This window comes from Pseudofrankia coriaricola (assembly GCF_032027725.1).
Taxonomy (GTDB): Bacteria; Actinomycetota; Actinomycetes; order Frankiales; family Frankiaceae; genus Pseudofrankia.
This window is the reverse complement of sequence record NZ_JASNFO010000018.1, coordinates 220,111-241,203: the sequence shown is the minus strand read 5'-3', so window position 1 is coordinate 241,203 and position 21,093 is coordinate 220,111. Positions and strand designations below refer to the sequence as shown.

At 68.5% G+C, this 21,093-nt stretch carries 19 protein-coding genes and 1 pseudogene; 8 read left to right on the top strand and 12 right to left on the bottom strand.

Translation table 11 applies throughout. The features are described 5' to 3' along the window. Positions 1–149: 149 nt before the first annotated feature. Positions 150–1,034 carry an SDR family NAD(P)-dependent oxidoreductase gene (locus QOZ89_RS11380; RefSeq protein WP_312623729.1) on the top strand — a complete coding sequence of 295 codons (885 nt, stop codon included), beginning with the start codon at positions 150–152 and terminating at the stop codon, positions 1,032–1,034. Next, positions 1,034–1,894 (top strand): SDR family NAD(P)-dependent oxidoreductase, encoded by an 861-nt coding sequence (locus QOZ89_RS11375; RefSeq protein WP_312623728.1) that lies wholly within the window; start codon positions 1,034–1,036, stop codon positions 1,892–1,894. Before QOZ89_RS11380 ends, QOZ89_RS11375 begins: the two co-directional genes overlap by 1 nt. Here the strand turns inward: QOZ89_RS11375 and QOZ89_RS11370 are convergent. The 3 genes and pseudogenes from QOZ89_RS11370 to QOZ89_RS11360 form a co-directional block, all read right to left on the bottom strand. Next, a complete protein-coding gene (locus tag QOZ89_RS11370; RefSeq protein WP_312623727.1) occupies positions 1,782–2,483 on the bottom strand; it encodes an ABC transporter substrate-binding protein in 702 nt (233 codons plus the stop codon). The genes QOZ89_RS11375 and QOZ89_RS11370 overlap by 113 nt on opposite strands. After that, on the bottom strand, positions 2,407–3,414 hold the full coding sequence (locus tag QOZ89_RS11365; RefSeq protein WP_071054709.1) for an LLM class F420-dependent oxidoreductase: 1,008 nt from the start codon (positions 3,412–3,414) through the stop codon (positions 2,407–2,409). Before QOZ89_RS11365 ends, QOZ89_RS11370 begins: the two co-directional genes overlap by 77 nt. Positions 3,415–3,566: 152 nt before the next feature. Further along, a pseudogene (locus QOZ89_RS11360) lies at positions 3,567–3,965 on the bottom strand (alcohol dehydrogenase catalytic domain-containing protein); the annotation flags it as partial. 445 nt (positions 3,966–4,410) lie between these two features. On the opposite strand from QOZ89_RS11360, the gene QOZ89_RS11355 reads away from it, so the two are divergent. After that, entirely contained in the window at positions 4,411–5,076 is a 666-nt protein-coding gene (locus QOZ89_RS11355; RefSeq protein WP_312623726.1) for a TetR/AcrR family transcriptional regulator, read from the top strand. Between the two features lie 91 nt (positions 5,077–5,167). On the opposite strand, the gene QOZ89_RS11350 is transcribed toward QOZ89_RS11355, so the two are convergent. After that, the gene (locus tag QOZ89_RS11350; RefSeq protein ID WP_312623725.1) at positions 5,168–5,917 is read right to left on the bottom strand and encodes a cytochrome P450; all 750 of its coding nucleotides are present in this window, start codon (positions 5,915–5,917) and stop codon (positions 5,168–5,170) included. Between the two features lie 479 nt (positions 5,918–6,396). On the opposite strand from QOZ89_RS11350, the gene QOZ89_RS11345 reads away from it, so the two are divergent. Both QOZ89_RS11345 and QOZ89_RS11340 read left to right on the top strand, forming a co-directional pair. Beyond that, positions 6,397–7,695 carry an ABC transporter substrate-binding protein gene (locus QOZ89_RS11345; protein ID WP_312623724.1) on the top strand — a complete coding sequence of 433 codons (1,299 nt, stop codon included), beginning with the start codon at positions 6,397–6,399 and terminating at the stop codon, positions 7,693–7,695. A gap of 123 nt (positions 7,696–7,818) precedes the next feature. Further along, the gene (locus QOZ89_RS11340; protein WP_312623723.1) at positions 7,819–8,991 is read left to right on the top strand and encodes an acyl-CoA dehydrogenase family protein; all 1,173 of its coding nucleotides are present in this window, start codon (positions 7,819–7,821) and stop codon (positions 8,989–8,991) included. A 63-nt stretch (positions 8,992–9,054) separates the two neighbouring features. Here QOZ89_RS11340 and QOZ89_RS47285 read toward each other — a convergent pair whose 3' ends face one another. The 5 genes from QOZ89_RS47285 to QOZ89_RS11320 all read right to left on the bottom strand — a co-directional run bounded on the left by QOZ89_RS47285 (position 9,055) and on the right by QOZ89_RS11320 (position 14,430). Beyond that, a complete protein-coding gene (locus tag QOZ89_RS47285) occupies positions 9,055–9,186 on the bottom strand; it encodes a hypothetical protein (protein ID WP_397428721.1) in 132 nt (43 codons plus the stop codon). A 122-nt stretch (positions 9,187–9,308) separates the two neighbouring features. After that, positions 9,309–10,340, bottom strand: coding sequence for an alpha/beta hydrolase (locus QOZ89_RS11335; RefSeq protein ID WP_312623721.1), 1,032 nt, complete (start codon positions 10,338–10,340; stop codon positions 9,309–9,311). Between the two features lie 11 nt (positions 10,341–10,351). Further along, positions 10,352–12,766, bottom strand: a complete 2,415-nt coding sequence (locus QOZ89_RS11330) for a CaiB/BaiF CoA transferase family protein (RefSeq protein ID WP_071054727.1) — start codon at positions 12,764–12,766, stop codon at positions 10,352–10,354. 96 nt (positions 12,767–12,862) lie between these two features. Then, positions 12,863–14,032, bottom strand: a complete 1,170-nt coding sequence (locus tag QOZ89_RS11325) for a thiolase C-terminal domain-containing protein (RefSeq protein WP_071054731.1) — start codon at positions 14,030–14,032, stop codon at positions 12,863–12,865. Further along, positions 14,029–14,430: a Zn-ribbon domain-containing OB-fold protein gene (locus QOZ89_RS11320; protein WP_071054734.1), complete on the bottom strand. Its 402-nt coding sequence runs from the start codon at positions 14,428–14,430 to the stop codon at positions 14,029–14,031. Before QOZ89_RS11320 ends, QOZ89_RS11325 begins: the two co-directional genes overlap by 4 nt. A 54-nt stretch (positions 14,431–14,484) precedes the next feature. On the opposite strand from QOZ89_RS11320, the gene QOZ89_RS11315 reads away from it, so the two are divergent. Beyond that, on the top strand, positions 14,485–15,537 hold the full coding sequence (locus QOZ89_RS11315; protein WP_071054737.1) for an amidohydrolase family protein: 1,053 nt from the start codon (positions 14,485–14,487) through the stop codon (positions 15,535–15,537). Further along, positions 15,534–16,232, top strand: a complete 699-nt coding sequence (locus tag QOZ89_RS11310) for a TetR/AcrR family transcriptional regulator (RefSeq protein ID WP_083420144.1) — start codon at positions 15,534–15,536, stop codon at positions 16,230–16,232. Before QOZ89_RS11315 ends, QOZ89_RS11310 begins: the two co-directional genes overlap by 4 nt. A 127-nt stretch (positions 16,233–16,359) precedes the next feature. Here QOZ89_RS11310 and QOZ89_RS11305 read toward each other — a convergent pair whose 3' ends face one another. From QOZ89_RS11305 to QOZ89_RS11295, 3 genes are all read right to left on the bottom strand, one after another. Next, positions 16,360–17,247, bottom strand: a complete 888-nt coding sequence (locus tag QOZ89_RS11305) for a nuclear transport factor 2 family protein (RefSeq protein ID WP_071054742.1) — start codon at positions 17,245–17,247, stop codon at positions 16,360–16,362. Positions 17,248–17,782: 535 nt separating this feature from the next. Next, positions 17,783–18,694, bottom strand: a complete 912-nt coding sequence (locus QOZ89_RS11300) for a crotonase/enoyl-CoA hydratase family protein (protein WP_071054744.1) — start codon at positions 18,692–18,694, stop codon at positions 17,783–17,785. Positions 18,695–18,892: 198 nt separating this feature from the next. Then, entirely contained in the window at positions 18,893–19,360 is a 468-nt protein-coding gene (locus QOZ89_RS11295) for an SRPBCC family protein (RefSeq protein WP_083420151.1), read from the bottom strand. A 357-nt stretch (positions 19,361–19,717) separates the two neighbouring features. Between QOZ89_RS11295 and QOZ89_RS11290 the strand changes: the two genes are divergently transcribed. Further along, the gene (locus tag QOZ89_RS11290) at positions 19,718–21,055 is read left to right on the top strand and encodes an aldehyde dehydrogenase family protein (RefSeq protein WP_312623720.1); all 1,338 of its coding nucleotides are present in this window, start codon (positions 19,718–19,720) and stop codon (positions 21,053–21,055) included. Positions 21,056–21,093: the final 38 nt, after the last annotated feature.

Below are 21,093 nucleotides of genomic sequence, written 5' to 3'. Positions count from 1 at the left end.
GACGCCCGGTCCTGCGCCCCGCGGTGAACACGACATCGTGGCTGCCATACAACGACGAGCGAGCTGGATTCCGCACACCGACGCGACTCAACGGAGCTATAGGTTCCGGCCGAAAACAGGCCGCATGGTAAATGTAGGGAGTTGCCATCTTGGGTGATTTGTGTCATGGGCGCGTCGCGATCGTCACTGGCGCCAGCCGTGGCATCGGAAAGGCGGCAGCGATCCGCCTCGCCGCCGAGGGTGCGGCGGTTGCGATCACCGCGCGCTCCCTCGATGCCGAGCGGTTCGGCAGCTCGCTTCGGCGCACCGCTGAATATATCGAGGCCGCGGGCGGCAACGTCCTCCCGGTCGAAATCAACCTCGAAGAGCCGATCCCAGGCAGGGACTGGCTCATCGACCGAGTCGAGGCCGATCTCGGCCCAGTCGACATCCTGGTCAACAACGCGGCGATCGGCGGCTTCAAACGCTTTACGGCCTGGGCCGACGAGGAACTGCGGGCGATGCAGGAGGTCAACGTCTGGGCACCATGGCAACTCGCCCGCAGAGCGCTCCAAGGAATGGCGGCGCGAGGTCGAGGGTCGGTAGTCAATGTAACGTCCATCTCCGCTCGTATCCCCAATGGTCCGCCGTTTTCGGCGGGCGCTGTCGCCTACCGAGGTTCGGCGTACGGTTCCACCAAGGCGATGCTCGACCGATGGACCGTCAGCGCGGCGGCCGAGTACGAAGACGCTGGGGTGGCCCTCAATGCGATCGCGCCCACCGGGGCTGCGGCGACCGAAGCCGTGCTCATGTCGATCAAAGCCGGCCAGATGCCCGCGACGGCCTGCGAGCCGCTCGAGACGATGGCCGAGGCGATCCTCACGCTCGCGACCGCCGAGCCGTCGAGCGGCCTGACTGGACGGCTGACTACAAGTCTCGAGCTGTTGGCGGAGTTGGGACGGCCGGTCTGGGACCTTTCCGGGACCACGCTCGTCAACGGCTGGCAGCAGGCCGATCTCATCCAGCTTCTTGCCGACGTAAGGAGGGCCCGGTAATGGATACGTCATCACACGATCGCGAGCTGAGTGCTCTCACGGGCCATATAGCGTTGGTCACCGGTGGTCGCCGTGGCATCGGACGAGCGATCATGTGTCGCCTCGCGGCCCATGGAGCAGCGGTGGTATTCACCTGCGTCGATACCTCCGAGGACTTCGTCAGCGAAACACTCGAGATCTTGAGGAAGGCTGGCGCCGCTCATGGCCTGATCGAGGCTGATCTCGCAGACGGGGCGTCAAGATCGGATCTCGTTGATCGAGCGTCATCGCTCTTCGGCCCTCCAGATATCATCGTAAACAATGCGGCGCTCGGCGACGTCCATCAGGCGCCTCCAAGCGGCGTCACGCTGGGCCAGCGGCGGACGATGTTCGAGGTGAACCTGCATGCACCCGTCGATCTGATCCAGCAAGCTCTTCCAATGATGAAGGACAAAGGCTGGGGCAGGATCGTCAACCTGTTGAGCGACAGCATCCACCAACAACCTGTGCCGTACCTCGCCCCGGCAGGGACGGTCCACGGACTGACGGCATACGGCGCCTCGAAAGCCGCCCTCGAACGCTTTACACTCGGTCTCGCCGCCGAATTACACGGAACCGGTGTCCATATCAACGGGCTCTACCCGCACAAGGTCGCCGTCACGGAGAGCCAGTCCGCCCGAGCAGTCGCCGGGATGCGCGCTCAACCACAGGCGGCGGAGAGCTTGGAGACCATGGCCGAGGCCGCATACCAACTCGTAACGGGTTCGTTCACCGGGCTGTCCACCAACAGCCGAGCGTTTCTCCACAGCCTGCAACAGTCAGTCCGTAGTCTCGACGGGAGAACAGTGGTAGGGGACGCCACCACCGTACCCGACCTATGATGCGACTCGCCGCCTGATCGTTGGTAGCGGCGAACCGTCCAAGGTGACGACCCGTACCGTGAATAGCCTGGAAGAGCCGCGGATGTATTCGGCGCACAGGCAGCCCGGCCGAGTAGAGCATATTTATCGGGACGTCAAGCAGCTCCCTGTCGTACACGGCGCCAGATAAAACGACCTTGAAACCAAGACCGGCTTGGCGTGTGGCAGCGATGATCTCGCGGAGACTGTCGGGGGCCACCTGGCCGATCACCGCATCCGCTCGACTGGCCGCGATGTTCGCAGCCGTCTGCGCGGCGGGACTCTGGCCCGCCGTGTAAGCGATGCGTGCCACCACCTGAACGCCCGCCGCGGTCAGGCTTCGCACCATCCCGTCGCTGTAGGAGCGGGTAGCAGCCGAGTTCGGGTCCTCGACGATGGCGGCTCTCCTGCCTCCACGTGCCGCGACAAACTGGCCATAGGTGGTGATCGATCCCTCGCTGACGACCGAGTACGACGTAGGCGACGGGGACTTCCTACTTGGTGGCGGCGAGGAGATCGGCCCATAGCGACGGCTCAGCGTTGTACCCGCTGTAGAATGTGATGCGCTCATAGGCCTTGTTGACCTTGGCGACGAGCTTGGGTCCGACCTCGGCCGGGGTGCCGACGATGGAGAATTCGTGCAGCATCTCGTCGGTGATCACGTCGGCCATGTCATCCCAGCGGCCCTGCTTGGACAGGGTGTTGAGCTCGTCCTGCGCGTCACCCCATCCGTGTATTTCGAGTACCTGGCGGTAGGCAGGCGTGGAGCCGTAGAAGGCGATCCGGGTCTTCGTGCCGCGGATCGCGGTCGCCAGGTCGTCCTCCGTGCGGCCGATGGTGACGAAGGATGGACCGTTGATGACGAAGCCATCGAGGCCACCCTTGCCCGCCTTGGCACGCCCGCGCAGGAGTGCCGGAATCGTGACTTTCTCTAGGTACCGCATGGTCGTGAACGGGTGGACGAAGAACCCGTCTGCAACCTCGCCAGCGACTTCGGTCATCTTCTCACCGACCCCGGCGAGGTAGACCGGGGGCGGCCCGAACTCGTGCGGCTCAGGTGTGAAGAACGGGGTCATGAGGGTGTGCGAGTAGAAGTCGCCGCGGAAGTCGAGCTTCACGCCGTCGTGCCAGGCTGCCCAGATGGCGCGGGTCGCTAGGATCAGCTCTCGCATGCGAGCAGCCGGGTTTGACCACGGCATGGAGAAGCGACGCTCGATGTGGGGCTTGATCTGCGAGCCGAGGCCGAGCACGAAACGACCCCGGGAGTAGAGCGCGAGGTCGTAGCCAGCGTTCGCGAGTGTCATAGGCGATCGGCCGAACGCGACGACGATCGCGGTCCCCACGGTGAGGGTCTCGGTCGCCATGGCGGCCTGCAGGCTCTGCAGAAAGGGATCGTGCTTGGTCTCGGCGGTCCAGGCTCCCGCATAGCCGCTACTCTCAATTCTCGCGGCATCCGCCTGCGTCACTCCGATGTCGTCGGACAGGCTCGCGTCGATCTTCATCCGTCTCCTTCTGACTGGCCGCCCGTTCTGGGACCGGCGGCCAGTGGTCATGGTTTTGCGGCGTCGTCGGCGTCAGGAGCGGTCGGCATCCGGGCCGTGACGATGACGATGGTCTTCATCTCCGCGACCAGCCGTCCATCCGCTGCGCGGAACTCGTCCCAGGTCAGCGACGCCGACTTGGGCACCAGGTTCTGGGTCGGTGCGGCGACCCGCTCGGCGAGCGTGCCGGGGTGCAGTTCGGAGAACGGGGTGCGCCTGGGGTTGAGCGTCTCGTCGCCGCCAGAGACGGCCGGGTCCCCGATGGCCGCGTGAACGATCACGTCCCGTCCGTCCTCGGCCACGCCGGCGGCATCGCAGCCGATGATCATCGGCAGTCGTTCCGCTGGCAGGCCGACCCCTCGAAGGCTGAAGAGCTCGTGATGGTTCAGCGTCGCGGCGTGGACCGAGACCGTCGTCCAGCCTTCGGGCGCAGGTCGTTCCGGCTGCTCGTCCACAGCCAGACCGGCGAGCGGATCATCAGGGTGCGCGGAGACGGCGGCGGCGGCGAGCATGGCCAGCAAGCTATGGCTGTTCCTGCGACAGACGCCACAGATTTATATAGTGAACACTATGTGGCATTGACCACAGAGCGGCCGCGCCCGCCGGATGGTCCCGTCTCCGATACAGGCCCCATCCTCGGCATTCAGCCTCGCGATGCGACCGTCTGGGAGGGTCGACGGCACGGACGCGCTCAGCGGTTCCTACGTCTACGGCCGCCGATCCAGCCGCATACTGATCGGTACCGGTCGGCCGTACTGGAGCTAACCCCGTGCACGACGTCACCGTTGCGCTCTACGACCGGACGATGCGGTCGCGCGGGGATGAAAGGATCGCCTGGCAACACCCACACGCTCGGGCAGGCACCGGGCAGACGCTGCCGATCCGGGCGATCCGCATCGGCGGCCCCGGCGCCGTCATCGGCGCGGCAGACCGGCTGGAAGAACTGGAAGGAGCACCGTGGCGGAGGCGATCGAGGGTGTCACGGGGCAGGCACCTCGGGACCGGTCCCGGAGGGGCCGCGCGACGAAGGACCCGGCGGGCCGGACCCAGATCCTGGACGCGGCCGTCGCCTGCATCCTGGAGCTCGGCTTCTACCGGGCCAGCACCAACGAGATCGCCCGGCGCGCGAACGTCAGCTGGGGTGCCATCCAGTACTATTTCGGCTCCCGCGAAGCCCTGATGATCGCCGCTGCCGAAGAACTCAACCGCCGCTTCATCGACGCCATCGCCGAACGCCACGTCGAGGGCGACACCCTCGAAACACGGATTCACTCCCTCTACGACCTGCTCGCCCAGTACTACAGCGAACCGACCTTCCTCGCTCGCCTGCAGATTCTCCTCAACCTCCAACATGACCCCGACACCTCGGCCGACGCGACGGAAAGCCTGCGCAGTCAGGCAGAGCGCGTCGCCGGCGAAATCAGACGCCTCCTCACCGAAACCCTCGGCGAGGACGCCGACCCGGGCCGCAGCACCGTGCTGTTCCACGCCATCCGCGGCTTCGCCATAAGCCAGCAGCTCGCCGAGTCCGCCTGCCCACCCATCGCCGAGCGCGAGGCCGCGACCCGAACGCGCTTTCTCGCCGGCATCGTCGCCACGGAGCTGCAGGCGAGAAACGCGTAGGCCAGCCAGCGAAGTCCGTCGCTATTCCTTGGCAGACCAGTAGGTCACGACGATGGAACGGGTCGCTGTTCACGGTGCCGAAACCCGTCAGTCAGACCGAGATAGGGACCGACGCATACCCACGCACCGTGCTGGTGTGCACCCGTTCCAGCCGGCTGTGGTCGACGCTCCAGGACGGGAAGCGCCTCAGGGTTTCCTCCAGCGCGACGCGTCCCTCGAGCCGGGCCAGCGCCGCGCCGAGGCAGAAGTGCACGCCGTGGCCGAACGCCAGGTGCCGCTGCCCCGCCCGGCGGACATCGAAGCGGTCGGGGTCGTCGAAGGCTCGCGGGTCACGCCCGGCGCTGCCAGTGAGCAGGAGGACCTTGGAGTCCTTGGGAATGTCCACGCCGCGCAGGGTCACGTCACGGGTCGTCCAGCGTCCCTGAACGGGAGACGGCGCCTCGTAGCGCAGCAGTTCCTCGACCGCACCCGGGATGAGCCTCGGATCGGCAGTGAGGTCGGCAAGCTGCGCCGGGTGATCGGCGAGGATGACGGCCGCGTTGCCCAGCAGCTTGGCAACGGTCTCCGTTCCCGCCGAGTAGAGCAGCAGGGCGAAACGGACGCACTCGTCGGTGCCGAGCCGACGGGACCCACCGGTATTGTCAGTGATCTCCGCGTTGACGAGGTCAGTGACCATGTCCTCGCGCGGTGACCGGCGACGCTCCGCCGCCAGGTCCGCGAGGTAGCCGGCCAGGGCGAGTCCCGCCGTCGCCGCCTTCTCGTTGACCATGCCCACACCCGGCTCGATGTGGAACATCCCGTCGACGAGCCGGCGCAACTCCTCCTGGTCCTCGCTCGGCACGCCAACGAGAGCCGAGATGACCCGCGACGGCACCTGCGCGGCGAAATCGCGGACATAGTCGACCGAACGCTCATCGGGCCGCCTCGACCTCCGCTCCGACCACCATGTTCGATTCCCTGACGCCACCTCAGGCGACCAAAGGTAGCACTCACTATGTGATGATGACCACCGAACGGCTTCGCCGCGAGCCATGGCGTCCGCCGCAGGGCGCCGCTGGTGGCCACTCCAACGATCGTTCGGTCAGGATCCAGCCCGGTCACCGAACCGAACGGGATGGCCGCGAAGCGACTGGGCGGCCAACGGGTTTCGAGAGCCCGACACCTGACGGATGTCCGCGTAGCTGACGGCGACGTCGAAATCATTTGCTCGGGGCTGGCAGCCCCTCGGTCGTAACGAGCCACCTCAGATGAGATAGTGCGAGATACATCACTGTTGCTATGCTGTCGCTTCTTTCGAATTCGGGCAGGAGACATGACGTCATGAGCCCTCAGCGCATGCGTGCGCGAGTGGTCACCTCAGCGACCGCCGCCTTACTCGTCGGGCTGTCCGCCCTCACTGGTTGTGCAGCCTCCTCGTCCTCGCCCAGCGCGGCGGACGCCGCGGGCGGCCCCTGCGCATCGCCGGGCGTGACCAGCAAGTCGATCAAGATCGGACTCATCTACCCGGACACCGGCGGCGCGGTCGCGACCGGCTTCCGATCGGCACGCAGCGCCGTCGAGGCGCGGATCGACCACCAGAACGCGAACGGCGGCATACACGGGCGGCAGGTCGTCCTCGAGTGGCGCGACGACGAGTCGAGCGCCGAGGGGTTCACCCACGCGGCGCACGACCTCCTCGACAACGAGCAGGTCTTCGGCCTCATCGCGCAGACCATCGGCATCGGGCCGTCCGCCGCATGGCTGGACGAGGCCGGCGTGCCGGTGGTCGGGGTCGCCACCGACAGCTCCTGGACCGACGACCACGACAACATGTTCACCTTCGGGTCGCTGTTCAACGAGGGAAACCCGGTCTCCACCTTCGGTGAGTACGTGAAGAAGCAGGGTGGGACGAGGGCCTACCTCGTCATCGACCCGTCCGCCCCGGCGTCGCACGGCCTGGCGACGCAGTTCGCGCCCAGCCTGACCTCCCAGGGCGTGACGGTCGTCGGCACGAGCGACTACACCCAGTCCGTCTCCAACCCGACCCACGTGATCGACAGCCTCGAGAGGACCGGCGCCGACGCGCTCATCGGCGTGCTGCAGTTGGGCGCTTACGTCGACATCTACGCCGCGGCGAAGGCCGCGGGCATCAGGCTGAAGGTGGCACTGACCACCGCCGGCTACAACATGGAGCTGCTCGCCGCCAGGGGCCGCGACATGGCCGGCATGTCGGTTCTCGTGGGCTACCAGTCCTTCCAGCAGGACTCCCCCACCATGCGCGTCTACCACGAGGCCATGGCCGCCTACGCGCCGGAACTCGCCGACCCGAACGAGGAGGTCGCGCTCGCCTCCTACGTGGCGGCCGACGAGATGCTCGTCGGCCTCGACCGTGCCGGGCAGTGCCCCACCCGCGAGGCGTTCATCCACAACCTGCGCCAGGTGCACGACTACTCGGCCGGCGGCCTGATCGCGCCCACCGATCTCAGCCAGCCGAAGGCACCGGCAAGATGCTTCAACTTCCTGCGGGTGAACGCGTCTGGAGACGCCTACGCCGTGGTCCCCGGCGGGAACGGTCCAGCGGGGTTCTGGTGTGGCACCGCCCTGGGCTCCGGCAACGGCACGCCCCGTTCTGGCAGGTGACCCACGGCACTTCCCGCCCGGTCACGCAATGCCACCAACTTCATCGCGCCTCCTACAACATAGTTACTGCTATTGTCACACCTTGTTGGAGTTGGCCCCAGTCTGGGTGAGGAGCGTGTCGACGTGCGGCGAGAACTCTTCGGGCCTGACCACGAGGCGCTGCGGGAGACCGCACGCACGTTCGTCGAGCGTGAGGTGGTTCCCCATCAGGATGCCTGGTTGGAGAAGGGTCTCGTGGACCGGTCGGCCTGGCTGGCCGCCGGCGCCCAGGGGCTGCTGGGTATCGCCGCACCGGCCGAGTATGGGGGTGCCGGCGAACGCGACTACCGGTATCGGCTGGTGCTCATTGAGGAGCTGGCCAGGGTCGGCGCGGCGTCCTTCAACGCCGGCACGTCCGTGCAGGACGACCTCGTCGTCCCCTATCTGAGGGACCTCGGCACTCCCGAGCAGCAGGCGGCCTGGCTGCCGCGGTTGTGCGCGGGGGAGGCGATCGGCGCGCTGGCGATGACCGAGCCGGGCGCGGGCAGCGACCTGCAGGGCATCCGCACCAGCGCGGTCCGCGACGGCGACGGCTGGCGCCTGTCCGGCAGCAAGACCTTCATCACCAACGGCATCCTGGCCGACGTCGTCATCGTCTTCGCCCGCACGGACCCCGCCGCCGGCTCCCGCGGGTACAGCCTGTTCCTGGTCGACAGCACGGCCGCCGGCTTCCGCCATGGCCGCAAGCTCGAGAAGCTCGGCCTGCGCGGTAACGACACCGCCGAACTGTTCTTCGACGACATCACGCTGCCCGCGACCGCCCTGCTCGGCACGGAGGGCCGCGGCCTGGCCCACCTCATGGAACGGCTGCCGCTCGAGCGGCTGTCGATCGCCGCCACGTCCTACGCGTTCGCCCGCGCCGCCTACGACTGGACCGTCGAGTACTGCTTCGGGCGCCGCGCCTTCGGCCAGCCGATCGGCGACTTCCAGAACACCCGGTTCACCCTCGCCGAAATCGCCACCGAGCTGGACGTCGCACAGGCCTACCACGACCGCGCCGTCCTCGCCCTGAGCGACGACTCACTGGCGGCGGTGGACGCCGCCAAGGTCAAATGGTGGCTGACCGACCTGCAGAACCGAGTCGTCGACCGGTGCGTGCAGCTGCACGGCGGCTACGGCTTCATGTGGGAATATCCGATCACCCGCGCCTACGCCGATGCCCGCATCCAGCCGATCTTCGGCGGCACCAACGAAATCATGAAAGAGATCATCGGCCGCGACATCGCCCGGCGGGCCACCACGGACACCCAGCGCTGATCAGCGGGGCCGGGCCGCCCGCCCACCGCGTCACAGCCGACGGGGCGGACGCAGCACAGCGGACTACCCAGCGGTCGCCAGCAACCGGCCGTCCTCATCGAACATCCGGGCGTGCAGCTGCGCGACGCCGCGCACAAATGCCTCCACCGAAATATCGAGCAGCACCCAGCCGCCCGCTGGACCCGAGTTATGGATGGCTGGCCTGAGGACGTTCGAGGTGGAAGACCCGCTTGGCGTCGCCGCATACGGGCTCGGTGCGGATCAGTCGGTGTACTCGCCAGCCAGAACAGGGTGGTCCGGCTACCCGCCCCGTCGGGTTAGCCCGGTAACGAGATGCCGACGGACGTGAGCCAGCTGGCGATGCGGTCCCAGAGCACCGTCCTGGTCATGGCCTGGTTGTGGCAGTGCGCTGAGCCGCGTAGGACGAACAGGGTCGCGTCCCTCACGGATCGGTAGCGGGCGAGGTTCCCGAGGTAGTCGTCGGTGAGGTCGTGGTCACCGAACGCGAGGAACAGGGGGATGTCGATGCTGGCCTTCTCCGTATCCGTCGCCCCAGGGATCAGTGATGCCATGCCGCAGCTGTGCAGTAGTTCGGCCTGCTGGGCGACGAACGCGGCGCGGACCGGGGCGGGGACGTCGGGCAGGAAGAACGAGTTCGGTGGTAGTCGTCGGCCGCGGCCGGGCGGCCGCTCGGCGTGGGCCCGGGCCAGGGCGCGAAGGTGGTCGTGCAGCGCGTCGCCGGCGGGCCGGTCGGCGTCGCTGATGAACTGCGGCAGCCCGTCGCCGCCGTGGCCGAGGCCGACGAGCGCGTCGAAACAGCGGTGGCGTGCCTGCTGGACCGTGGCGAGCATGCCGCCCATGGAATGCCCAAGGCCGACGGCCAGCACGTCGCCGTCGACCATCTCCCTGACCATGCCCAGGGCACGGGCGTGGATGGCCGCGAGCATCCGAGGCGTCACCAGGAAGATGTCGTCCACCGCGCTCGACGCGCCGATGCCGAGATGGTCGAGCGCCACGACGATGGCGCCCCGGCTGGCGAGATGCTCGGCCATGCTCCACCCGTCGAGACCGTCGACGTGCAGGTCGAAGTAGGCGGTGGTGCAGCGGCCGCCGGCGAGGCAGTAGACGAGCGGGGTTCGCGGCCCCGGCCAGGTCGCCGTCGGCATGCGCAGCCAGCCATGCAGCACGTGCGTGCCCGGCAGGTCGACGGCGTCCGACACGTCGATCTCGAGGTTGGTCCGGCCCGTCAGACCGGGCTGGCCGGGCCGGTGGCCGTTGACCCCTGTCACCACGTCGAGACCCCCGCTCGCGGCCTGCCCTGGCCGGTCCGGTGCTCCTGGCTGGCTCATTCGACGCTGGCTCATTCGACCCAGTGCTCTTCGAACACCGCTCCGGCGGCGACGAGCTTGTCGATGTCGGCGTCGTCGAAGCCGTGCTCGCGCAGGAGCTCGCGGGTGTGCTGGCCGCAGACGGGTGGCGGGCCCCAGATGTGCTGCGGGGTGTCGGACAGCTGGATGGTCTTGCCGAAGTGTTCGAAGCTGCCGAGTTTCGGGTGCTGCTGATGCACGACGAGCTCGTGGGCGTCCATCTCCGGGTCGTCGAAGACGTGCCGGCCGAATTCCGCGTCGCACAGTTCGACGGGGACGCCCGCGGCGTCGAGAAGGGCGAACGCCTCTGTACCCGGCCGGGCACGGAACCAGGGCTCGAGGTGGGCCGCGTCGAGCCGGTCGAGGTCGATGCCCGTGGCCGCGGCGAGCGCGTCGCGGTGTGGCGGGGTGACCGCGGCGACGCACGCCCATCCGTCGCCTGTCTCGTAGAGCCGGTAGAGGTCATCGAGCCCGAGCTGCATGCGGTCGAGGCGCGGCCGCGGGAGCGCGCTGCCGTCGGCCTTGACGGCGGCCATGGACGCGACCAGGAGACCGGCGTTGAGGATGGAGGTATCGACGGACTGTGCCTCGCCGGTGCGCGCCCGGTGGTAGAGGGCCTGGATGACGCCGATCGCGGAGAAGAATCCGTTGCCGGTGTCACCCAGCGAGGTGAGGCTCCAGAACGGCTTGCCACCGTCCCAGCAGCCGCCGTCCTCCCAGGTGACGCCGGCCAGCGAGTTGCCGGTCTGGTCGTTGCCGGGCGAGTCGGAGCGGGGGCCGCGGTCGAAGCCGCGGGTGTGGCAGTAGATGATGTTCGGGTTGATCTCGCGCAGGGCGGCCTCGTCGCACTTCAGCCGCGCCAGCGCGCCCCGGCGCATGTTGGAGTGCACGACGTCGGCGGAGGCGACGAGCCGGTGCAGGACCGCGAGGCCGTCCGGGGTCTTCAGATCGATGCCGATGCTGCGCTTGCCGCGGTTGGCGCCGTAGGCGATGTGCTGGGCGTGCCACCAGCGGTCACGAAGAGCGTTGACCTTGATGACGTTCGCGCCGAGGTCGGCGAGCACCTGGGTGCCGAACGGGCCGGCGACCGCGAAGCCGAGGTCGAGCACGGTGATCCCCTCGAGCGGGGCTCGCCGGCTCGCCACCGGCGTCGGCGCCGCGCCGGCTCGTACCGGAGATCCCTTGGAAGCGGATCCGCCGGCCAGGACGCTGTCGGTGTGTTCGCCGACGCGCGGCACCGGGCCCCGCGCCTCCCCCGGCGTGCGGCTGAGTCCGTAGAGGATGCCTGCCTGACGCAGCGGCCCGTGCTCGGGATGGTCGAGCTCGATGACGGCGTGCTCGGCAAGCAGCGCCGGGTCGCGCAGCGCCTCCTCCGGGGTGCGGACTGGCTGCAGCGGGACGCCCGCCCGCGCGGCGACGGTGACCCACTCGTCGCTGGGGAACCGGGCGAAGGCCTCGACCATCTCCGGGAAGTAGTGGGCGAGGATGACGATGCTTTCAGGGTCGGGCCCGATCCGGTCCGGGTCCTCGCGCGCGCTGGTGATGTCGCGGCGCTCGGCCAGGGTGTCGCCGTCGGCGCTGCTGATTGCGAAGCGGGGGTTCGGTACCCACTGCTCGATCCAGCGCCCGTCGGAGCACTGGAAGAAGCCCTTCGGAGCTCGCCGGTCGTACACCCAGGAGCGGTAACCGACCGCGTCGGGCCGGCCGACCCGCTGCCACTTCGACGCGGTTCCGCTCAGCGCGGCCTGCAGCAGGGATGTCTCGACGTGCTGGCCGCGACCGGTGTGCTCACGGGCGAACAACGCCGCGTTGATGCCGGTGGAGGCGAGGAACGCGGCCCCCATGCTCAGCCACGGCGCGTAGGTGAAGATCGGCCCGCGACGAGGCGCGCCGGGCTCCATGCCCGCGGGAATCTCGAGGTCGGCGAGGTACGGCTCCTCGCCGTGCATGTAGGGGACGGCGCCGCCGTCGTGGCCGCGCTGCGTGTCCAGGATGCCGAGCCTGGCGGCCACGAGCGCCTCGTAGCCCGGCCGGTCGCGGTGACCGGCGTGCGGCCCGTACCCGGTGATCGAGCACACGACCAGCCGGGGATTGCGGGCCAGCAGCGTTTCCGCGTCTAGGCCGAGACGGGCCATCGCGCCCGGCGCGAAGGCCTCCAGCACGACGTCCGCCTTCTCGACCAGTGTCAGGAACCGGTCGCGCTCGTCGGCCCGCTTGAGGTCGAGGACGACGCTGCGCCGCCCCCGCAGCCAGACGTCATAGCCGGGACTGCCGCGGAACGGGTCGCCGCCGGGCGGCTCGACCTTGACCACGTCCGCGCCGTGGTCGGCCAGGAGCATCCCGGTGACGGGGCCGGCGATGCCCCAGGACAGGTCGAGCACGCGGACGCCGTCGAGAACGCTTGGCATACTTCTCCTCAGTGTCGCTGGACTGCGGCGTCACTCGGACCGCGACGTCACTGAGACCGCGGCCTCCGGTACTGCGGGCCGATGCCCATGGACCGGTCAGTCCCGGGTCAGGATGGCGCCGGTGCGGCTCGCGGTCACCAGGACCCGCGCCGCATCGGGCACCTGGTTCACGGCCGTTCCCCGCAGCTGGCTGACCGCCTCGAGCACGAGGTTCAGCCCGTGGATGTAGCCCTCGCCGATGAGTCCGCCGTTGGTGTTGGTGGGGAGCGCGCCGCCCGGGGCGAGGCTGCCGGCGGCGACGAAGTCCTTCGCCTCGCCGAACCCGCAGAACCCGAGGGCCTCGAGCTGCATCAGCAGGATCGGTGAGAACGCGTCGTAGATCATGGCGGCGTCGAGCTCGTCGCGCCGGAACCCGGACCGCTCGAACAGCCGGCGGCCCAGCGCCACCGACCCCTCCATCACCGCCAGGTCGCGGCTGTAGTGGTCGGACGCGATCTCCTGCTCGAAGAGGCCGGCGCCCGCCGCGGCGGCGATGAACGCGGGCCGGTTCGGCAGGTCGGCGGCGCGCTCCCGCGACGTGATGACGAGGGCGACGGACCCGTCGGTCTCCTGGCAGCAGTCGAACAGTCGGATGCAGGGCTCGGCGATCCAGCGCGACGCCTGGTGGTCCTCGAGCGTCATCGGCCGCTGGTATCCCCAGGCCGCCGGATTCGTCTCGGCGTAGGCCCGCAGCTGCACGACGGCCCGCCCGATGTCGGCGCTCGTCACGCCGTAGGTGTGCATGTACCGGGTGGCGTTCAGCGCCATCCACGACGCCGGCGTCAGTACCCCGTAGGGCATGCACCACTGCATCGCCGTCGTCCCCGAATGCCCGGACGTCGGTGACGCCGCCGTCTTCGCGCCACCGAACCGGGTCGCGCCCGACCGTGCCCGGATGGCCCGGTAGGCGACGACGACCTCGGCGGCGCCGCTGGTGATCGCGGCGGCGGCGTGCAGCAGGGTGCCCATGGAGCCGCCGCCGCCGTAGGGCACCCGGGACGAGAACCCGATCTCCTGGAAGCCGACGGCCCGCACGAGCTCGGTCTCCTCGACGGGGTCGACCGTGTAGCTGACGATTCCGTCGACGTCCGCGGCGGTCAGCCCCGCGTCGCGAAGCGCGTCCCGGATCGCCTCGCACGCCAGCCGCAGCTCGGTCCGGCCGGCCTGGCGCGAGAACTCGGTCGCGCCGACCCCGACGATCGCGGCCCGGCCGCCGAACCCGCTCACGACGCGCTCCGTGCCGGCCGGAACACCGGTACCGACCCGTCGCCGGCCGTCGGCTCAAACGCGACCTCCAGCCGCATGCCGATCCGGATGTCCCCCGGCGCCACGTCCACCAGGTTCGACACCAGCCGGATGCCCTCGTCGAGGTCGACGAGCGCGGCCAGGACCGGGTAGTCGAAGGCAGGGTTGCGCGGGTGGTGCAGCAGGGCGTAGCTGTACAGGGCGCCGCGACCGGACAGCTGCTCGGCCTTGTAGTCGAGCGACTGGCAGTGCGGACACATCGGACGGGGCGGATGACGCAACACCCCACACCCGCCACACCGCTGCGCGACCAGCCGGCCCTCGGCGGCCGCGTCCCAGAAGATGGCCGAATCGTCCGTGACGACAGTAGAAGGTCTCACACTGCTAGATAGTAAGTGCTATGGTTCCCGGGACGCAAGATCTTGGGAGGACACATGGCCAAGCTGATCTCAGCGGACTCGCACGTGGCGGTGAGCCTCGACGCGATCCGAGAGCGGGTGCCACGGTCGCTGCACGGCGCGTTCGACGACGCCATCGCCGCCCAAGCCAGGATCGATGAACACCTGCGGGCCGGGCGGAAGATCTCGATGGATGACTGGGACCTCGAGGCATTCCGTGACCCCGGTTACCGCGACCCGGTGGCACGCCTCGCCGCGATGGACCGTGACGGCGTACGGGCCGAGGTCCTCTACTCCGAGGTGAGCGCGTTCCGATCGTTCGGCCTCGTCAAGGGCGACTGGAAACCGATCAGCCGCGCCTTCACCGACCACCTCGTCGAGTTCGCCTCCCACGACCCGGACCGGCTCGCGGTGTCCTACCAGGTCCCCATCCTCGACATCGCCTACGCCGTCGCCGAGGTCGAGCGCCTCGCCGGACTCGGCGCCCGCTCGGTGCACCTGCCGAACTTCCCGAGCGAACTCGGCCTGCCCGACTACCACGAACCGCTGTACGACCCACTGTGGGCCGTGCTGCAGGAGACCGGGATCTCGATCAGCCACCATCTCGGCAACCGCCACTGGCTGTACGACATCATGCGCCGCGACCCGACCCCACAGGCAGCGATCTTCACGTCGATGCCAGCCCTGGCGCTGTCAGAGGTGATCGCCTGGTGGATCCTCACCGGCACCCTCGAACGGTTCCCGGACCTCAAAATCGTCTTCGTCGAGCCCAGCCTGTACTGGGTGCCGGGCTTCCTGGCCAGCCTCGACCGCAAGGCGGACGTCTACGACCTGCCCGGGGTGCGGCGAAAGCCCAGCGAGTACTTCCGCCGCAACATGGCGCTCACGTTCATGGACGACGAGGTCGGACTCGGGCTGCGTCACCTGATCGGGATCGAGAACATCCTGTGGTCCACCGACTTCCCACACCCCGCGACCACCTGGCCGCACTCCCAGGAGATCGTGGCCCGCCAGTTCGCGGACATCCCCGACGACGAACGCGACCTGATCTGCGCCGGCAACGCGGAACGGATCTACGGCCTGGCATGAGCGGATCGGGGTCCGGGCCCGTGGACGCGAGCCGCCGCCCGCGGCCGGACGGCGCCGCCACCAGGGCCCGCGTGCTCGACGCCGTCGTCGAGTGCATCCTGAAGAACGGCTATTACCAGGCCAGCTCCAACGCCATCGCCCGCCACGCCGGAGTCACGTGGGGCACCATCCAGCACCAGTTCGGAACCCGCGAGGCACTGCTGCTCGCCGTGGTCCAGGACCGATGGCAGCGCCTGACCAGGCACCTCGGCACCGCCGCCGTGTCCGGTGAGACCCTCGAGGAGCGCCTCGCCGGCGTGATGGGCGCGCTCGAAACGCACTACGGCTCCCCCGAGCACCTGGCGATCATGCAGATCATGCTCGACCTGGCCCAGTCGCCGGCCACCGCCGAGTCGACGAAACGCGCCGTGGAGACCCACGCCGCCGAGCTTTCCCAAGTGTGGCACCCTCTGCTCGCGAAGGCTCTCGGGGACGCGGCAAGCGACGAAGACCTGGTCCGTTACGCCTTCCTGACCATCCGCGGCTACCTCAGCGCCAACGCCATGGCGGCCCGGCTTGGCCCGCAGCCTCCCGACGGAGCCGTGCGCGCGCTGCTGCTGCAGGGCATCGCCCGCGCGATCCGAGAACACGCGACGCGAACCGGCCGGGCGCCGGGCCCGGCGACCGGCAGTTCGAATTCTCCGGCAGGCGGATGACGGGCTGGATCACCAGCCAGGGACACAGGAAGGAATCGTGCAGGTGCGACCGAGCTCGGCCGGCGAGACCCGGTGGCGCGGCATGGGCCTGCGGGACGAGTGTGGGTGTAGGTCCGTCACTCGGGCGTCAGTCGGCCATCCAGACGTCGAAGAGCAGCAAGGTGTCCTGGTACTCGCGGAGTTCAACGATCTCGCCCGCGCGGCAGACGAACAGGTGGTGGTACCGGTTGTCGTACGTGCGTCCGTTCGCTGCGTTTACGGCGTAGCCACGGGCCTCGACGGCGACGCGGTCGTCTTCGGCCGTGAGGGTGCGCGCGATGAGGTCGAACCGACCGTCCACGCATCCTTTGACCGTGTTTCTGAAGATCTCCAGCGTCTCGGCCTTGGAGTAGCCGATGTCCGCATTGAGCGCGGGCGCCGCGGCGAGCATCGACGACTGGCGCCGGCCGCTGGTGGGCTGCCGCCACCGGAAGTCCTCGCTGAGCAGCTCTGCGAGGGCAGTCCAGTCACCTGCTGTGTAGAGCTCGCAGAAGCGGCGCGCCAAGCCCTTGTTCGTCGCGAGATGGTCGCCATCTCCTCCGGTACGAGGGTTGCCATAGCGCCGCATGAAGGTCACGTTGAAGCCGAACCATTGAGCAGGATCGCAGACCAGCTGATAGACCGCCTGCGCTTGCTCGCAGTCGTTGCCGAGACGACTGTCGTACTCGAAGACGATCCGGTACCCGTGTTCCTGCAGCCAGCTCCTGGTCTCGTCGACATCGGCGACCTCCCAGACGAGCGGCCCGATCTGCCCAGGACCTCGCCGGAGCTTCTCCCCGAAGCCGCCCGCCGCTCCGATCGGGGCGACCAGCTCGATGAATCCACCGAAGTCCGTCGCAGAGAGGACCGGCCGGCCATCGATCGCGTGCGGCTTCGGTAAGCACAGGCCCAGGACCTCGTTGAACTGTTGGACCGCCCGATCTATCTCGCTCTCGGCGACGACCAACTCGACGCGGTTGAATCCCTCGATCTTCATACGCCACCCTGTCCGGCGCACGCTCCGCGGAGCAGTCATCCCCCGCGGAGCGTGCGCACCCTGGCACCTGAAAGTTCAGTTATCTACGACGTCGGCGCGTGGCCGGCGGTGTCATCCGTTCGCGGTGAACCGGTCGGAGGTCGCCCGGATCCACGTCTGGTCGGCAGGCCGTCAGGCGGCCAGCGGACCCGACGTGGGTGCCGCCTCAGTAAGCCAGGGCCTAGAGGGCCAAAGGGTGTGCGAAAATGATCTTCCTTCGCACACCCGGCGGCCGTTGTCCCCAGGATCACTGACGGCCGATCTCGCTATTGCGACAGCGGCCAATTCCAAGGGAGGCCTCGCGATCACCATCAGATCGTTAACACGACATAGTAAACACTATCTCACATGGATGGACTGGACCAGTATTCGTAGGCAGGGACTGCTACCAGGCCGGACCGCTCCCTACCTACGAAGGGGTGTGGGCCGTCTCCACAGCGGCACCGCGCGGGCTCGCGACCGGACCAGGATGCGCCGCGGTACGTCCGTTGCCGTCCTACGCGTCCGAGCGAGATCCGGCGTTGGGCTCGGTCGACCGGATCCAGTCGTCGTAGAACGGCGGCAGGTCGGTCGCCGCGGAGGTCGTGAACCGTGCGTCGCGCTTCTCGCGGAACGCGGCGACGCCCTCGGCCCCGTCGCCGCGGCTCGTGTAGAACATCGACAGCGAGTCGATCCGGTGCGCGTCGGCCGGGTGCGCAACAGCCGCGTTGCGGTACATCATCTGGCGCGTCAGTGCGACGCCGACGGGCGACCGGCCCGCCGTCCAGCTGTCCGCGAGCGCTCTCGCCGCGACCAAGAGCTCGGCGGGGTCGTGGACCGAGCCCGCCAGCCCCACGGCCACGGTCTTCTCCGCGTCGAGGATCTCCGCGCTGTAGACCAGATCGAGCGCGGTCGCCATGCCGACGAGCCGCGGCAGGAACCAGGTCGAGCAGGCCTCCGGGGTGATCCCGAGACGCCCGAACACCAGGCCGAACCGGCCACGGGTCGACATCAGCCGCGCGTCCATCGCGAGCGTCATCGTCGCCCCGATGCCGACGGCGGCCCCGTTGATCGCCGCGATCACCGGCTTGCGACAGTCGTAGATCGCCAGAGTCACCCGGCCACCCGTGTCCCGGATCCGCCGAAGAGCGGGATCGTCAAGGTTCACCAGGTCCGCGAGCGTCGGCGTGGCCGTCTCGTCGAGGCCGAAGGCGTTGCCCCCGACCGCGAGGTCCATGCCCGCGCAGAACGCGCGACCAGAGCCGGTGACGATGACGGCACGGACGCGGTCATCGTCGTTGACATCGCGGAAGGTCGTCTCCAGTTCGTCGGCCATCTCGACGGTGAACGCATTGAGCGCGTCGGGACGGTCGAGCCTGACTGTGAGAACCCCGTCACTGACCTCGTGCTGGAGGGTCGTGAAACCCACGAACAGACCTCGTTTCACCGGGCGCCACGACGGCGCCGAGAGCCGCCCGCCCGGCGCGGCCTCGGCGATGCCAGTTGCTAGCTCGGGCGATCTCGGCACACGACGGTCCGGCACCGGGCGGCGGCTGGCCGCCCGCCGCGCGAACCTCGCCGGGGCGCCGCTGGCTATTCGACGGTGCTGGTTATTCGACTGTGCTGGTTATTCGACGGTGCGGGCGAGGATTCCGAGGGTGGCGCGCAGCGCGGCCTCGGGGATCACGGGGAAGATCCCTTTGCCGCGGTAGGCGTCGGGGATCTGTGACCAGTCGTAGTACGAGGTGACCCGGGTACCGGCGCCCTTAGGTTCCAGGCGGTAGCCGTACAGGTGCCGCAGCGGCTGGTCGTTCACCTTGCTGCCGATCGTCCATTCGATGAGCGCGTCCGGCTCGTACTCCGTGATGATCACGGTCACGTCGTACTGACCGAGCGGGTAGTCGTTCAGCGCCTCGCGGTCCATGTGCACGACGAACGAGTCGCCGACCGTACTCACCGGCTCGCCGTCGGCCGACTGAAGCATCCCGGAACTGTCGATCTTCACATGCCCCGCGGGATCCCGCAGCACGGCGAACACCGTCGAGGGCGACGCCGTCACCTGCCGAGAGACCTCGAACCGCTCCGCTTCCATCATGGACACCACCCTGCCACGGCGACCAAACGCAGGCCAGAACAGAACATTCACCCAGGCCACGGCCATCTCGACAGACGTCCGCAGAGAAGCGAGCTCCACCTTCATCACGTTCGGTAGCCGGTCGGCGCCGGGCGACACCTACCGGAAGACCTGCGATCTTGGGAGGTCCCGCACTATTCGCACCGGACTGTTGCATTACTACATAGCGATAACTATCTTGTATGTGGTCACAGATGGCAGGTGGGGCGCGACATGCGCATGGCCGACGGATGAGGCGACTTCCTGATGAGTGCGCAGGCAACGGTGAGTGAGCTAGGTCAGCTGATCAACGGCGCGCTGGTAACGAATGATCGATCCATGCCCGTCGCTGATCCGTCCACCGGGGAGCTGGTCGCGCACTTCCCGGCGGCGACGGTCGCGATGGTGGACGACGCGATGTCGGCGGCGTCCGCCGCTCTCCCCGCATGGTCGGCCAGGCCGCAGGCAGACCGTCGCGCGGTGATCAAGGCGATGGCCGAGGCGATTGGGGCCAACTACGCGACGATCGAGGAGCTCACCGCGCTGGAGAAGGGCGCCACCTCGATCGCGCTGGAGGCGTTGGCCGCGCCCTGGTTCGGCAACCACATCGCCGAGCAGGAGCTCCCCGTCGACGTCATCGAGGACTCCGCCGAGCGCACCGTCAAGGTGGTTCGCGCCCCCGTCGGCGTCGTCGCGGCGATCATCCCATGGAACGCGCCAATCCTCATTCTCGCCGAGAAGGTCTTCAGCGCCCTGCTGGTCGGAAACACGATCGTCGCGAAGCCCTCACCGTTCACGCCGCTGGCCACGCTCTACGTCGCGAAGATCTGGAAAGACCTCGTCCCACCGGGCGTGGTCAACATCCTCGCTGGCGACGACGAGGTCGGAAAGGCGATGGTCTCGCACCCGACCACCCGGCTGATCAGCTTCACGGGCAGCGTCGCGGCGGGCCGCGCGATCGCCGCCGCCGCCGCGCCGGGCCTCAAGAACCTGCTGCTCGAACTGGGCGGCAACGACGCCGCTATCGTGCTCGACGACGTCGACCCGAAGAAGGTCGCGCAGCGAATCTTCGATTCCGCGTTCACCGGCCACGGCCAGGTCTGCGCCGCGATCAAACGGGTGTACGCCCATGAGACGGTCTACCAGGACCTCGTCGACGAACTCGCGGTGATCGCCCGGGAACGGGTTGCCGGCATGATCCCGCTATCCACCAAGCCCCAGTTCGACCGTGTCAGCGCGCTCGTCACCGATGCCCTCGACAACGGCGGGAAGGCGGTCACCGGCGGCGCCGCGGTCAACGGCTCCGGCTACTTCTACCCGCCGACCATCCTGACGGGCGTCGGCCCTGGCGTGCGGGTCGTGGACGAAGAGCAGTTCGGGCCGGTCCTGCCGGTCATCCCGTTCAGCGACGTCGAGTGGGCCGTCAAGCAGGCCAACGCCACCGAGTACGGGCTGTGCGCCTCCGTCTGGACCTCGGACCTCGCACGGGGCGAGCAGCTCGCCACCCGCCTCGAAGCCGGCACCGCCTGGGTGAACCAGCACACCGAGATCGACCCGAAAATCCCGTTCGGCGGCGTGAAGTCCAGCGGCATCGGTCGGAACAACGGCCAGGTCGGCCTCGACGCCTACGCCGAGCTCAAGACCGTCATCGTCTACAAGGACCCGGAGCGGGTCTGATCGAAATCTCATTTCGTCTCCGCGGGTAAGAAGGCTCA

What these genes read in the sequence shown, in the direction of transcription:
- QOZ89_RS11290 (WP_312623720.1), top strand. Translation starts at nt 19,718, where the DNA reads ATGCCCGTCGCTGATCCGTCCACCGGGGAGCTGGTCGCGCACTTCCCG.
- QOZ89_RS11315 (WP_071054737.1), top strand. Translation starts at nt 14,485, where the DNA reads ATGGCCAAGCTGATCTCAGCGGACTCGCACGTGGCGGTGAGCCTCGAC.
- QOZ89_RS11345 (WP_312623724.1), top strand. Translation starts at nt 6,397, where the DNA reads ATGAGCCCTCAGCGCATGCGTGCGCGAGTGGTCACCTCAGCGACCGCC.
- QOZ89_RS11305 (WP_071054742.1), bottom strand. Translation starts at nt 17,247, where the DNA reads ATGAAGATCGAGGGATTCAACCGCGTCGAGTTGGTCGTCGCCGAGAGC.
- QOZ89_RS11310 (WP_083420144.1), top strand. Translation starts at nt 15,534, where the DNA reads ATGAGCGGATCGGGGTCCGGGCCCGTGGACGCGAGCCGCCGCCCGCGG.
- QOZ89_RS11330 (WP_071054727.1), bottom strand. Translation starts at nt 12,766, where the DNA reads ATGCCAAGCGTTCTCGACGGCGTCCGCGTGCTCGACCTGTCCTGGGGC.
- QOZ89_RS11370 (WP_312623727.1), bottom strand. Translation starts at nt 2,483, where the DNA reads ATGAGCGCATCACATTCTACAGCGGGTACAACGCTGAGCCGTCGCTAT.
- QOZ89_RS11375 (WP_312623728.1), top strand. Translation starts at nt 1,034, where the DNA reads ATGGATACGTCATCACACGATCGCGAGCTGAGTGCTCTCACGGGCCAT.
- QOZ89_RS11335 (WP_312623721.1), bottom strand. Translation starts at nt 10,340, where the DNA reads ATGAGCCAGCCAGGAGCACCGGACCGGCCAGGGCAGGCCGCGAGCGGG.
- QOZ89_RS11295 (WP_083420151.1), bottom strand. Translation starts at nt 19,360, where the DNA reads ATGATGGAAGCGGAGCGGTTCGAGGTCTCTCGGCAGGTGACGGCGTCG.
- QOZ89_RS11365 (WP_071054709.1), bottom strand. Translation starts at nt 3,414, where the DNA reads ATGAAGATCGACGCGAGCCTGTCCGACGACATCGGAGTGACGCAGGCG.